Consider the following 12791-nt stretch of genomic DNA (forward strand, 5'->3'; position numbering starts at 1 on the left):
GCCGCCGAGTACGCCCCGCAGGTCGTCCGCGACACCCGCGACGCCCGCTGACCCCCTCGCCCCGTGATCTTGCTGGGATTCCCTGCAAGATCGCGGACGGGGGCAGGACAGTCCCGGACCGCGCGGGGTCAGCGGGGGAGGAGGACGTCGAAGCGGCAGCCGCCGGGCACGTTCGCCACGCTGACGCGGCCGGCGTGAGCGGTGACGATGCCCTTGACGATCGCCAGGCCGAGACCGGCACCGTTGGTCCAGCCGGTGAGTTCCGACGTCGGTCCGGTCGGGGTGCGGGCGGGGGTTCCCCGCCAGCCGGCGTCGAAGATCAGGGCCAGGTCCTCCTCGGGGATCCCGCCCCCGGAATCGGTGACCGACAGCACGACGTGGTCCTCGGGGGCCTCGCAGGCGGAGATGAGGATCTCCCCACCCTCCTCGGTGTGCTGGATGGCGTTCACCAGCAGGTTGTTCAGCACCCGGGAGAGTTCGCGCGGATCACCGCGGACCGTGAGGTCGCCGGTGCGGGACTCGCGCAACGTGATCCCGCGGGCCACGGCGACGGGGTGCAGGTCGGCGACGGAATCGCTGAGCAGGTCGTAGAGCGACATCGTCTCCGGACGCAGGCGCAGCGTTCCCGACTGGATCTTGGAGAGTTCGAAGAGGTCGTCCACCATGCCGGTCAGGACCTCGGCCTGGCCGCGGATCTGGCGGTGGTAGCGGGCCGGGTCCTGGGCGACGCCGTCCTCCAGGGATTCCGCCATCGCCTGCAGCGCAGCCAACGGGGTGCGCAGGTCGTGGGAGATCCACGCCACCAGCCGACGGCGGGAGGCGTCGAGCGCCGCGACCTCCGTCCGTGCGGCCTCGAGCTTGCGCGACGTCGCGGACAGTTCTGCGGACAGCCTCGAGAACTCACCCGTCTCGTGTTCGGCGGTGACGACCCGACCCTCGGCGACGGCGCGGAGGTCGCGGCGGAACCGGTCGGCGGCCCGTGCGCTGCGGGTGCCCAGCACGGCCGCCACCGCCAGACCGGACAGCGACGAGGCGCCCAGGACCCAGCAGAGGACGAGGAGGTCGTGGCCGGACAGGTACATCTGCGCACCGATCGCCAGCGTCGCCGCCGCCGTCGACACCGCCAACCCCGTCGCCAGGACCAGGAGCCGCACCACCGCGGCACTGCGCCGCAGCAGGTGCAGCGCGAACAGCGTGACCACGCCGGTCAGCAGGGCGACACCCACCGCCGTCACCAGGATGCGCACGAGGTCGCCGGACGGGATCACGCGGCGCCCACCGCGTCGAAGCGGTACCCGACGCCCCACACCGTCAGCAGGTGTCGCGGCGACGTCGGGTCGTCCTCGATCTTCTCCCGCACCCGGCGGACGTGGACGGTCACCGTGGACAGGTCCCCGAAACTCCACTGCCACACCTCGCGCAGCAGCTGCTCCCGGCTGAACACCTGGTCGGGGTGCTTGAGCAGGAACGCCAGCAGGTCGAACTCCCGGACCGACAACGGCAGGGGAACTCCGTCGCGGCTCGCGGTGCGACGGGAGACGTCGAGCCCGAAGGGGCCGACCTCGAACGGGGTCTGCGGGCTGTTGCGCGCCACGCTGCGGCGCAGCAACGACCGGACGCGGAGCACGAGTTCCCGCGGGGAGAACGGTTTCGCCAGGTAGTCGTCCGCGCCGGCCTCGAGGCCGTCGATGCGGTCCTCCACGTCCCCCAGGGCGGTGAGCATGATGATCGGTGTGCGCGACGTCTCGCGGATCCGCCGGCACACGGTGGCCCCGTCGAGTCCGGGGAGCATCCGGTCCAGGACGACGAGGTCCGGTGGCGTCCGCGTGAACTGGCGCAGCCCCGCGATCCCGTCCGGTGCGGTGTCGACGAGCAGGCCGGCGGAACGCAGGTACTCCTCGGCGACCTCCCGGACCGTCGGGTCGTCCTCGACGACGAGCACCCGGCGGTCGCGCAGGTCCTCCTCGGCGGGGACGGCGGCGTCGCGGGGTTCCATCCCGTCATGCTAGGTCGGGGAACAGGTGCCGACCCCGGTTCCGCGGGGCGGGACCGAGGTCGTCCCCGGTTCGTAAGGTTTGGCGGCCCCCCGGCCGGCGGCCGCTGCCTAGCGTGCTGAGCATGTCTTCCCGTGCGACCGCCGAGGTCGACGTCGTGCTGCCCTGCTGGAACGAGGTCGCGGCCCTGCCGCAGGTGCTCGCCGCCCTGCCCGCCGGGTTCCGCGCCGTCGTCGTCGACAACGCCTCGAGCGACGGCTCGGGGGACGTGGCGCGGGCGCTCGGTGCCCTCGTCGTCGGCGAACCCGTCCGCGGGTACGGCTCCGCGGTCCACGCCGGGCTGCTCGCGGCCACGGCCGAGTTCGTCGTCGTCTGCGACGCGGACTGCTCGATCGACCTCGGCGACGCCCCCGGGTGGGTCCTGCCGGTGGCGGCCGGGGAGAGCGACCTCGTCGTCGGGCGGCGACGTCCGCTCGGTCGTGGGGTCTGGCCCTGGCACGCGCGGGTCGCCAACGCCGCCCTCGCGGCGCGGGTCCGGACGCGCACGGGGCTGGAGGTCCACGACCTCGCCCCGGTCCGGGCGGCACGGCGACGCGACCTGCTCGCGCTCGGGGTGCGCGACCGGCGCAGCGGCTACCCGCTGGAACTCCTGCTCCGGGCCGGTGCGGCCGGGTGGCGGGTCCGTGAGGTCGACGTCGCGTACCGCCCTCGGGCCGGACGGTCGAAGGTGACGGGCACCCTGGGCGGAACGCTGACCGCCGCTCTCGACATGAGCCGTCGGCTGACGGAGGCCGGCCGGTGACCACCCTGGTGGTCATCGCCAAGGAGTGCCTCCCGGGCCGGGTCAAGACGAGGCTCTGCCCACCGTTCAGCCCGCACGAGGCCGCGGAGATCGCTGCGGCCTGCCTCGCGGAAACCCTCGTCGCGCTGGCTCCGCTGCCCTTCGACGACCACGTCCTGTTCCTCGACGGACGCCGGCCGGTCGGGACGGGCGAGCGGTGGCGGGTCGAACCCCAGCCCACGGGCAGCCTCGACGAGCGGCTCGCGGAACTGTTCGACCGCGTGCAGGGTCCGTCGCTGCTGATCGGGATGGACACCCCGCACCTGGACCCGCGCGTTCTCGAACCCCTCACGACGTGGCCCGACGCGGTGGACGCGGTGTTCGGTCCCGCCACCGACGGCGGGTTCTGGGCCCTCGGTCTGCGCGAACCCGACGGGTCACTCGTCCGGGGGGTTCCCATGTCCCGCGCGGACACGGGACGGCACCAGCGCGACCGGCTGCGCGGGTTGCGCGTCCTCGACCTGCCGCCGATGACCGACGTCGACACCGTCGGGGACCTCGCACGGGCGGCCGCCGGTTCTCCCCGGCTCGCCGCCGTGCTGCAGAGCCTGCGGGCGGCGTCGTGACCGCCGAACCCCTCGGCTCGCCGGCCGGCGGTTTCACCGGACCCTACGACCGCGCGGTGCAGCGTCGTCACGGTTCGCTGGCGCTGCGAGGGTTCGACGGCGAACTCCTCGGGACCCTCGACGTGTCCCGGTTCTGCGCGGCGGCCGACGCCACCGACCTGGACGCGCTCGCCCGGACCCGGGGAACGGTCCTCGACCTGGGGTGCGGACCGGGTCGCCTCGTCGAGGCCGCTCTGCGCGCCGGACGACCCGCCCTGGGGGTGGACTCCTCCCGGACCGCCGTCGCCGCGGCCCGGGCGGGCGGGTTGCCGGTGCTGCGTCGCGACGTGTTCGGCCCGTTGCCCGACGGCTGGGACACCGTGCTCCTCCTCGACGGGAACCTCGGGATCGGTGGTCGCCCGGCCGACCTGCTGGGGCGGTGTCGTGAACTCCTCGCCCCCGGCGGCCGGGTGCTCGTGGAGTGTTCCCCCGACCCGACCGTCGACCGGTCCCTCGACGTGCTGCTCGAAGACGACGGGGGTCGCTCCACGCTGTTCCCGTGGGCGGTCGTCGGGGTCCCGGCACTCTCCCGCCACGCCCGCGACGCGGGTCTGCGGGTGGTGCGCACCTGGAACCGGGCGGGCCGCTCGTTCGCCCTGCTCAGTCCCGACTCCCGGCCCGACCGCGGTCGATGAGCAGGGTCGCGGCGCAGACCAGCAGGGTGAGCACCCACACCCCGACCAGCGTCCGGCCGTAGTCCAGCGGCAGGACGCTGGGGTTGCGCGGGCCGAGTTCCTTGGCGTGCCGTTCCGCCAGCCCCACCGCGGTCAGCAGGAGCGCCGCGAGGAGGGAACTCCGGAGCACCGTCCGCGCCGCACCCCCCACCCGGTGCGTGGTCCGTCGCAGGACCAGGTCGCCCACGTGGAAGGCGGGCGCGAGGACGGCGTCGTGGGCCAGGACCGCCGCCGCCAGCCAGAGCCCGAGGTTCAGCCACTGCGCGGGGGTGTGCAGCGCCCGGGTCAGGTGCAGCGCGCCCACCCCCAGCAGACCCAGGCCGATCAGGAGCAGGACGGGACGGGCACGGCGCATCACGGCAGGACCTCCATCGACGCGATCCACTTCGTCTGCAGCACACCGGGTCGGCCCGGCGCGATGACCCGGGCGGGAAACCCGTGGTCCAGGTCGAGAGGTTCCCCGAACAGGTTGAGGGCCAGGAGCGTCCGTTCCGCGCGGACGAACTCGGGTCCCATCGTCGTGACGCTGTACCGACTGCCCTGCTGGAGGCTGTGGAAGCGGACGGAGTCCGTGGTCGACCCCCCCACGAGTCCCACGAGGTCGCTGACCCGGACCCCCGACCAGTCCGCGCTGGACGACCAGCCCTCGACGCAGGCGAGCGGAACCTCCACCGCGGTCTGCGGAAGGGTCCGCAGGTCCTCCAGGCTGAACGTCCGGGTTCCCGTCGGCCCCGTGAGGGACAGCCGCCAGGTGTCCGCGTTCGTGACGTCGAGGACGCGGGCCTCCTCCGCCGTCGTGTTGACCGGCAGGGACTGCGGGCCGCGTCCACGGACCCGGGGACCCAGGACGTTCAGCCCGGACAACCACCCGAAGCTCTGCCCGGCCGTGGTGGCCACGACCGCACTGACCGCGGTCGCGGTGGCGATGAGCAACCCGCGCCGCGTCGTCCCCTCCCCGTTCACCGGGAACCTCCGCGCCAGTGCGCCACGATCTCGGGGAGCTTCGCGGAGACGTGGACGAACGTGCTGCCCACGACGATCCAGGCCAGCGCGTAGTGCGTGCTGCGGAAGGGGAACCTCCACGGGTACCACTGGAAGGTGTTCAGCAGGCCGGTGACCGGTTCGACCACGGCGGCGCCGATGAGGACGGCGATCGACAACCGTTCGAGCAGTTCCAGCACCGAGTGCACGGGAGGCCAGACGAACAACCGCGGGTACACGGTCCACAGCTTCGCCACGATCAACGGGAACAGGGAGATCCCCGTCGTGATGTGGATCCCCTGGCTGAGCTGGTAGAGGTTCGCCGGCCACGTCGGGAACCGCATCCAGGGTCGCGGGTCCTGCAGGAAGTGGCTGTAGAGGCCCGTGAGGAAGCAGATCGTGAACGCCAGTCCGAGCAGCCGTCCGAGCACGACCGCCGAGCGGGTGTCCCGAGCGGGGGCGTCCAGTTGTCGCTGGATCCACGCGCTGCGTTCCTCGACGGCCCGGGTGAGCCGGAGTCTTCTCGACATGGGTTCCATCGTCCTCAGCGGTTCGTCCCTGCGGGCGCCGAGTTCTTACGGTCCGCGAACAGGTCCCCTCGTCCTCAGCGGTGGAGCCTTCGGGCGGGGCAGCATGGACGACGTGCGGATCGCCCTGTCCGGAACTCTCCTCGCCCTCGCCGCAGTCGCCCTCGTGGTGGCCGAACGGCGTTCCGGCTACTTCGGCCCGACTCCCAGCGGGCCGTGGCTGGTGTCCGCGGTCCTCGTCGGGGGCGTTCTCGCGGCGGCCGCCGCAGTGGTTCTCCCGAGGGGCCTGCGCCGGACGGGTCTCCTCGTCGTTGGCGGATCCGTGCTGCTGGGCCTCGCCGGGCTCGTCACCGCGCCGACGACGAGCACCGATTCCGCCCGCTACGCCTGGGACGGGATCGTCGCGGGCCACGGCACCTCGCCCTACGCGCACGTCCCGGCCGCGGACGACCTGGTGGGGTGGCGACCGTCCTGGTTGTTCCCCGTGGGCCCGTGTCCCGGTGGCCGGTTCGTCACGGGGGCGGGGGTTCCCAGCGGGGATCCGCTGTGCACGGCGTTGAACCGCGTCGGGGTTCCGACGATCTACCCGCCGTTCGCCCAGGGGTTCTTCGCCCTGGTGCGTGCGCTGGTCCCGGTGAGCGCACGGTTCCTGCCCTTCCAGGTCGCCGGGCTTGTGCTCGTCGTGGCGGTGACGGCCGTGCTTGTCGTGGCGATGCGGCGACGGGGGACCGACCCCCGCTGGGCCGCGTGCTGGGGGTGGTCGCCGTTCGTCGTGCTGGAGGCGGTGAACAACGCCCACGTCGACGTCCTCGGCTGCCTGGCGGGAGTGCTGGGAACCCTCGTGCTCGCGGTGGGGGGCCGTCGGCGGCGCACGGTCCTCGGGGGGATCCTGCTCGGGCTGGCGGTCGCCACGAAGTTCGTGCCGGCGCTGCTCGTCCCGCCGCTGCTGCGGCGACGTCCGGTGACGTTGCTCGTGTCGATCGCGGCGACGGTGGGTCTGTCGTACGTGCCCTACGTCGTCTGGACCGGCCGGGGGGTCCTGGGGTTCCTGCCGGGGTACCTCTCGGAGGAGGGCTACGACAGCGGCCGGCGTTTCGTGCTCCTGGGGTTCCTGTCGGGTGGGGCCGCGACGACCGTCGCCCTCCTGCTGCTCGCCCTGGCCGCGGTGCTGGCCTGGCGCCTCGCGGACCCCGACCGGCCGTGGACCGCGCAGACCGTGCTGACGGGTTCCGTCCTGCTGATCGTCTCCCCGACCTACCCGTGGTACTCGTTGCTGCTCGTCCCCGGACTCGCGTTGAGCCGGCGACCGGAGTGGCTCCTCGTCCCGCTGGCCCTCGAAGCCCGGGTGTTCTCGCCCGACCGGTGGCCGACGGTCGTCCTCGTCGCGGCCGTCCTCGTCCTCGTCGCCTCGCTGCTGCGGGCGCGACGCCGTCCCCTCGCACCGCACCGAACCCTGGAGGTCGTCTCGTGAACCACCCACTCCCTCGTGTCGCCGTCATCGGCGGGTCGGGTCTCTACCGGTTCTTCGACTCCGACGCGGAGGAGGTGCGCGGTGTGGAGGTCACCACACCCTACGGTCGGCCGTCCGGAGCGGTCCGGGTCGGTGACCTCGGCGGTCGTCCGGTCGCGTTCCTCGCCCGGCACGGTGAGGGTCACACGTTGCCACCGCACCGCATCGACTACCGCGCGAACCTCTGGGCGCTCGCGTCGCTGGGCGTCCGGGCCGTCGTGACGACCGCCGCCGTCGGTGGGTTGAGCGAGCACGCCACGCCGGGACGCTTCGCCGTGCCGGACCAGCTCATCGACCGCACCCACGGTCGGCCGGACACGTTCTTCGACGGTCGCGGCCTGCCCGTGCAGCACCTGCCCGCTGCCGACCCCTACTGCCCGCAACTGCGTTCGCTCGCCCTCGACGCGCTCGCCCGGATCGGGGAGCAGCCGCTGTCGCCCGCGACGAGCGTCGTCATCCAGGGGCCGCGCTTCTCGACCGCCGCCGAGTCGGCCTGGTTCCGGGCTGCGGGTGCGGACCTGGTGAACATGACCCAGTACCCCGAGGCGGTGCTCGCCGCGGAACTCAACGTGGGTCTGGTGAACCTCGCGTTCATCACCGACCGGGACGCGGGTTCCGGGCCGGACACCGCCGACGCGTCACTGGTGCTGGCGCGGATGGCGGCGGCCGCACCGCGGATCCTCGCCGCGGTCCGCGCCGTCGTGGCCGCGGTGCCGGAGGACTACGCGCCACGGGAACTCATCGATCCCGCGGCCGTGGCGAAGGTGCTCGCCGCGTGAGCACCCTGCTGGTCACGGGCGGGGCCGGGTTCATCGGCGGGCACGTCGTGCGGGCCGCCCTCGACCGCGGGTGGCGGGTCCGGGTGCTCGACGACCTGCGCCCCGACGTGCACGCCGACGACGTCGAACCGGTCGACGGGGTCGAGTTCCTCCGGGGTTCCGTGACCGACCCGATGGCGGTGGACCGGGCGCTCGAGGGCGTCGACGCGGTGAGCCACCAGGCGGCCAAGGTCGGTCTCGGGGTCGACCTCTCGGACGCACCGGACTACGCGCGCACCAACGTGACCGGGACGGCGGAACTCCTCGCGGCGATGACCCGCCGGGGTGTGGACCGCCTCGTCCTGGCCTCGTCGATGGTCGTCTACGGCGAGGGTTCCTACCGCCGCGGCGACCGGGTCGTCCGGCCCCCGGCCCGCACGGTGGCGGACCTGGACGCCGGGCGCTTCGAACCGCTGGACGAGGCGGGCGACCCGCTGGAACCGGTGCTGATCGAGGAGGACGTGACCCTGGAACCCCGCACGGTGTACGCCGTCACGAAGCTCGCCCAGGAACACCTCGTCGCCGCCTGGGCCCGCGAGACGGGCGGGTCGGCGGTCGCCCTGCGGTACCACAACGTGTTCGGGCCGGGCATGCCGCAGGGAACTCCCTACGCCGGGGTCGCCTCGTTCTTCCGCAGCTCCCTCGCGGCCGGTCTCGCCCCGCGGGTCTTCGAGGACGGCGGGCAGTTGCGCGACTTCGTCGACGTGCGGGACGTGGCGTCCGCGAACCTCGCCGCGCTGACCCGCACCCGGACGACGCCGGGTTTCCGGGCGTTCAACGTGGGCAGCGGAACCCCGCGCACGGTCCTCGAGTTCGCCCGGACCCTCGCCCGGGTCTGCGGTGGTCCGGAGCCCGTGGTGACCGGGGAGTACCGCCTGGGCGACGTCCGGCACCTCACCGCGTCCTCCGCCCGGGCGGAGCGCGAGATCCCCTGGCGGGCGGCGGTGCCGTTCGTCGACGCCGTGCGGGACTTCGCGGAGGCCCCGATGCGCGACCGGGTGCGGGGTGCAGAGCCCCGCCTCGGTTGAGCTGCGCACGTGTCGACGCCTCGGGCCGCTCCCCGACGGCGTCGTCCGTCCCGTGGTTCACGCTGCCGCTCGGCTCGCGAAGACCTCCTGGCGCATCAGGGGTTTCAGCGTTCGGGCGAAGGCGCCGTCGCTCACGTACTTCCGCAGGGAGTCACCGGCGAGGGCGTTCCCGAGCGCGGCCATCACCATCCCCTGGTCCAGGGCGAGGTGGCGGCGGGACACCCGCCCGCTGCGGACGGCGACGGCGTCCAGGAAACCCCCGTCGGCCCAGCAGTCGAAGTCCGCCTCGAGGTTGGCGAGGTTGCGCAACGCCGCGTCCGGGGCGTAGCGCAGCGCGAGGAACGAGGCGTGCGGCGTGACGACGCCGTCGCCGTACCCGGTGGGGACCGCACCGCCCGCGCGGCACCCCGCGAACGCCTGGTCCACGGTGGTGCGTTCCTCGTCGGAGGTGTAGCCGGCGCCGTCGAGGCCGAGCTGGTCGACGCCGTACTCGCGGTACCCGCCGGCCGGATCGTTCGAGGGGGAGAAACCCCAGTACCCGTACTTCGCCTCGTCCAGACCGTGCTCGATCTGGCCCTGGACGTAGAGCGGGTGGTTCACCCCCCAGGAGCGCCTGCCCCACTTCTCCTCGGGGACGAACAGCGGCACCATGAGGGCCTCGAACATCGAGCCGCCCCAGGTCGGGACGATGAGCTTCCCCCGGTAGGGGAGCGCGCCCTCGAAGACGCGCTGACCCTCGTGCTCCGCCCAGAACCCCTCGGGTCGCGTCTCGGTCCAGTCGTAGTCGCAGTTCTCGTTCGAGAACGTCCGCTGGGTCCCGAAGTAGTGCGCGGCCGGGATCTGACCCGCGGCGATGCAGAGGTAGGAGGCCATCCGGGGTTCGGTGTTGAAGGCCCCGTAGTGGTGGCCGGTGTACCAGACGGGTTTCCCGCCGCGGTAGTTCCCCACGACGGCGGCGTCCTCGTGGGGGTCCTCGTCCCAGAACCCCCCGCGCAACTGCCCGCCGGGGCCGTTCTCGGCGGCGTCGTGGTAGAACCCGAAGTCCATCGGCGTCCGCAGCGCGTCGGCGGTCCGGGCGAGGCGGGGTTCGGCCCGCGCGGTGAGGAGCAGGGCCATCGCGAGCCAGCCGTTGTCGACCGTGGACAGGAAGGGTTTCACGACGTCACCGCTGGCCGGCCACGTCGTGAGGACCTCGCCCGTCGTCGGGGAGTACCAGTTGTAGAACTGCCCGCTCTGCTCGTGCCGGTCCAGTCGGCGCAAGGTGTCGAGGGTCTGGGCGAGCCGTCGGCACGCCTCGCCCCGATCGATGATCCCGGTGTCGCGGGCGGCGACGGTGCTCCAGAGGTAGGCACCGATGTTCGTCGGCGAGGTCTGGGCACCGCGGGAGGCGGGCGACAGGTCGTCGGCGATGTCGTCGGCGGCCAGGCCGGTCGCCGGGTCGGCCATGGCGGCCATCGACCGCCAGGTCGCGGCGGCGTAGCGGCGCAGCACCCGCCGCGACCCCCCACCGGCCTGGGCGGACTGCGCGGTGGCGGCACCGAGGAGGGGGGTCGCGAGGGCGGCGGTGAGCAGGGATCGGCGGTGCATCGGGAACTCCAGACGAGTCGGCGGTGACGGTCGGGATGTATGCGCTTACGCCACACCCTCCCGCTCCTCGCGGGTTCCGTCAACCCGGTGGTCCCGGGTCCCGCTCAGAGGTCGGGGTGGGAGCCCCTGACCGGACTCACGCCCTCCAGGAGTCCGGCGACGTGCAGGACGGTCGACTCGGCGTACCGGTTGGCGGCGATCTGCACCCCGATCGGGAGGCCGTCGGAACTGGTGCCGAACCGCATCGACAGGGCGGGCATGCCGGTGATGTTGAACTGCACGGTGAACGTCTGGACGTGCGTGGCGTCGACGGTCTGCCCGTCGATGACGAACTCCGTCGCGCCGTGCTCGTGGGCCGGGATCGGCAGCACCGGCAGCAGCAGCGCGTCGAACGTCGAGAAGAACTCGGCGTAGCCGTCGCGGATCCTCTCGAAGCCCTGCTCCGCCGCGACGTAGTCCGACATCGAAGTGTCCGGGGTGGCCAGCATGCCCGTGGACATGGTGAACATCTCGTCCTCGTGACCGGCGGTGGCCTCGGCCATGGCCGGTTTGAGTTCCATGACGTGCTGGAGGTTGAACAGGCCGAGCGGGTTGTCCTGCAGCAGGACCGGGATCGTGACCTCGTGCACCTCGACCCCCTGGTCCGCGAGGGCCTGCGCCGCGGCGCGGACGGTGGCCGCGACCTCGGGGTCGACGGGACCGAGCCCGGAGTCGGTGTACCAGCCCACTCGCAGGGGCCGCGTCGGAGCGTCGCCGACGCCGGTGTCGTGGCCGGCGGGTACGACGGAGGCACCGTCGTGGCCGTCGGGTCCGTTCAGGACGCCGTAGGCCAGGGCGAGGTCGCGGACGGTGCGGGCCATGGGGCCGACGTGCCAGTCGCGTCGCGGTGCACGGGGCCAGACCCCCGTCATCGGGACGCGTCCGTGGGTGGGCTTGAGCGCGACGATGCCCGTCTGCGCCGCCGGGCCCCGGACCGAGATGGCGAGGTCGGTGCCGAGGCCGATCGGGCTCATCCCCGCTGCGATCGCCGCGGACTCGCCGCCGCTGGAACCCCCGGCGGTGCGCTCGAGGTTCCACGGGTTGTTCGTCCGCCCGGTCAGCAGGTTGTCGCTCTCGGTGGAGTAGGAGAACTCCGGGAGGTTCGTCTTGGCGAGCAGGATCCCGCCGGCGGCCTTCATGCGGGCGACGCTCGTGGCGTCCTGTTCCGGGGTGCGCCCGCGGAAGACCGGCGACCCGCGCTGGGTCAGGACCCCCGCGGTGTCGAGGGAGTCCTTCACGGTGAACGGAACCCCGTGCAGCGGCCCGACGGGTCCGCCCACGGCCAGGGCGTCGTCCGCGGCCTGCGCTTCGGCGAGGGCGTCGTCGTTGAGGGACACGATGGCGTTGATCGAGGGGTTCACGGCGGCGATGCGGTCCAGGTGCGCCTGGACGACCTCGACCGAGGTCACCTCTCCGCTCCGGATCAGGGCCGCGAGTCCGGTGGCGTCGGTGTGCAGCAGGTCGGCGTTCATGGTTCTCCTCGAACTAGTAGACCGGTCGTCTAGTCGGACCGACAGGAAGAGTGACGAGTGGTCGGGTGGGGTCGATCAGAGGTGGAGCAGGGCGCGCGTGTTGGTCATGGCCCGGTCCAGGGCGTCCGGGCGGCGCTGGATCTTCGCCATCACGCTGGCCCCGACCCAGAGGTCGTAGAGAGTGGCGGCCACGGCCGGGGCGTCGAGGGCCGCCGACAGGGTGCCGTCGGCGACGCCACCCTCGATGAGCCTCTCGATGCGCGCGACGAGGCCGGTGGTGCCGACGTCGAGCTGGACGCGCATCGTCTCGGACAGGTCGGAGACCTCCGCGGCGAGCTTCACGACCAGGCACTTGCCCTGGTAGTCGTCGAAGCTCTGGAGGTCGTAGAACCGCTGCCAGTACTCCATGACGCGGTCGGCGCCGTTCCGGGAGGTGTCGTGGAGCAGGGTGTCCATGGTGGACAGGTAGTCGGTGAAGTAGCTCTTCATGAGCGCCTCACCGAACGCGTCCTTGGACGGGAAGTAGTGGTAGAACGACCCCTTCGGAACCCCCGCGCCCGTGAGGATCTCCGTCAGACCGACTGCGGCGTAACCTTTGTGAGCCATGCAGTCCTGGGCGGTGTCCAGGATGAGCTGGCGGGTGTCGACCTCCGTGGCGGGCATGACCCGACTCTAGCCGCCAATAGACCGGTCGTCTAGCCTCTCTCCGGCATCG

The 12791-nt window shown here is 72.8% G+C and carries 14 protein-coding genes; 6 read left to right on the forward strand and 8 right to left on the reverse strand.

What is annotated here, in order from left to right:
• Positions 1-128: 128 nt before the first annotated feature.
• The gene (locus tag AC0I8G_RS17690; RefSeq protein ID WP_471731110.1) at positions 129-1268 is read right to left on the reverse strand and encodes a sensor histidine kinase; all 1140 of its coding nucleotides are present in this window, start codon (positions 1266-1268) and stop codon (positions 129-131) included.
• Positions 1265-1996, reverse strand: a complete 732-nt coding sequence (locus tag AC0I8G_RS17695; protein ID WP_471731111.1) for a response regulator transcription factor — start codon at positions 1994-1996, stop codon at positions 1265-1267. Before AC0I8G_RS17695 ends, AC0I8G_RS17690 begins: the two co-directional genes overlap by 4 nt.
• A gap of 122 nt (positions 1997-2118) precedes the next feature.
• Between AC0I8G_RS17695 and AC0I8G_RS17700 the strand changes: the two genes are divergently transcribed.
• From AC0I8G_RS17700 to AC0I8G_RS17710, 3 genes are read left to right on the forward strand one after another with little or no spacing between them, the layout of a single operon-like run.
• On the forward strand, positions 2119-2796 hold the full coding sequence (locus tag AC0I8G_RS17700; RefSeq protein WP_471731112.1) for a glycosyltransferase family 2 protein: 678 nt from the start codon (positions 2119-2121) through the stop codon (positions 2794-2796).
• The gene (locus tag AC0I8G_RS17705) at positions 2793-3401 is read left to right on the forward strand and encodes a TIGR04282 family arsenosugar biosynthesis glycosyltransferase (RefSeq protein WP_471731113.1); all 609 of its coding nucleotides are present in this window, start codon (positions 2793-2795) and stop codon (positions 3399-3401) included. The genes AC0I8G_RS17700 and AC0I8G_RS17705 overlap by 4 nt, the downstream gene beginning before the upstream one ends.
• Positions 3398-4075, forward strand: a complete 678-nt coding sequence (locus AC0I8G_RS17710; protein WP_471731114.1) for a class I SAM-dependent methyltransferase — start codon at positions 3398-3400, stop codon at positions 4073-4075. The genes AC0I8G_RS17705 and AC0I8G_RS17710 overlap by 4 nt, the downstream gene beginning before the upstream one ends.
• On the opposite strand, the gene AC0I8G_RS17715 is transcribed toward AC0I8G_RS17710, so the two are convergent.
• The 3 genes from AC0I8G_RS17715 to AC0I8G_RS17725 are packed head-to-tail and all read right to left on the reverse strand — an operon-like array spanning position 4041 to position 5625.
• Positions 4041-4472, reverse strand: coding sequence for a hypothetical protein (locus tag AC0I8G_RS17715; protein ID WP_471731115.1), 432 nt, complete (start codon positions 4470-4472; stop codon positions 4041-4043). The two genes, AC0I8G_RS17710 and AC0I8G_RS17715, sit on opposite strands and share 35 nt — an antisense overlap.
• On the reverse strand, positions 4469-5077 hold the full coding sequence (locus AC0I8G_RS17720) for a molybdopterin-dependent oxidoreductase (RefSeq protein WP_471731116.1): 609 nt from the start codon (positions 5075-5077) through the stop codon (positions 4469-4471). The genes AC0I8G_RS17715 and AC0I8G_RS17720 overlap by 4 nt, the downstream gene beginning before the upstream one ends.
• The gene (locus AC0I8G_RS17725; protein WP_328293939.1) at positions 5074-5625 is read right to left on the reverse strand and encodes a cytochrome b/b6 domain-containing protein; all 552 of its coding nucleotides are present in this window, start codon (positions 5623-5625) and stop codon (positions 5074-5076) included. Before AC0I8G_RS17725 ends, AC0I8G_RS17720 begins: the two co-directional genes overlap by 4 nt.
• A 112-nt stretch (positions 5626-5737) precedes the next feature.
• Here AC0I8G_RS17725 and AC0I8G_RS17730 point away from each other — a divergent pair, with 112 nt between their 5' ends.
• From AC0I8G_RS17730 to AC0I8G_RS17740, 3 genes are read left to right on the forward strand one after another with little or no spacing between them, the layout of a single operon-like run.
• Positions 5738-7093, forward strand: coding sequence for a glycosyltransferase 87 family protein (locus AC0I8G_RS17730; RefSeq protein ID WP_471731117.1), 1356 nt, complete (start codon positions 5738-5740; stop codon positions 7091-7093).
• Positions 7090-7911 (forward strand): S-methyl-5'-thioinosine phosphorylase, encoded by an 822-nt coding sequence (locus AC0I8G_RS17735; RefSeq protein WP_471731118.1) that lies wholly within the window; start codon positions 7090-7092, stop codon positions 7909-7911. The genes AC0I8G_RS17730 and AC0I8G_RS17735 overlap by 4 nt, the downstream gene beginning before the upstream one ends.
• Positions 7908-8978, forward strand: coding sequence for an NAD-dependent epimerase/dehydratase family protein (locus tag AC0I8G_RS17740; RefSeq protein WP_471731119.1), 1071 nt, complete (start codon positions 7908-7910; stop codon positions 8976-8978). Before AC0I8G_RS17735 ends, AC0I8G_RS17740 begins: the two co-directional genes overlap by 4 nt.
• A gap of 57 nt (positions 8979-9035) precedes the next feature.
• On the opposite strand, the gene AC0I8G_RS17745 is transcribed toward AC0I8G_RS17740, so the two are convergent.
• The 3 genes from AC0I8G_RS17745 to AC0I8G_RS17755 form a co-directional block, all read right to left on the reverse strand.
• Complete coding sequence (locus AC0I8G_RS17745) at positions 9036-10565, reverse strand: glucoamylase family protein (RefSeq protein WP_471731120.1); 1530 nt, start codon at positions 10563-10565, stop codon at positions 9036-9038.
• 104 nt (positions 10566-10669) lie between these two features.
• Complete coding sequence (locus tag AC0I8G_RS17750) at positions 10670-12076, reverse strand: amidase (protein WP_471731121.1); 1407 nt, start codon at positions 12074-12076, stop codon at positions 10670-10672.
• A gap of 75 nt (positions 12077-12151) precedes the next feature.
• Positions 12152-12739, reverse strand: coding sequence for a TetR/AcrR family transcriptional regulator (locus AC0I8G_RS17755; RefSeq protein ID WP_471731122.1), 588 nt, complete (start codon positions 12737-12739; stop codon positions 12152-12154).
• Between the last annotated feature and the right edge of the window lie 52 nt (positions 12740-12791).

It is taken from the genome of Kineococcus sp. AC630 (genome assembly GCF_979255925.1).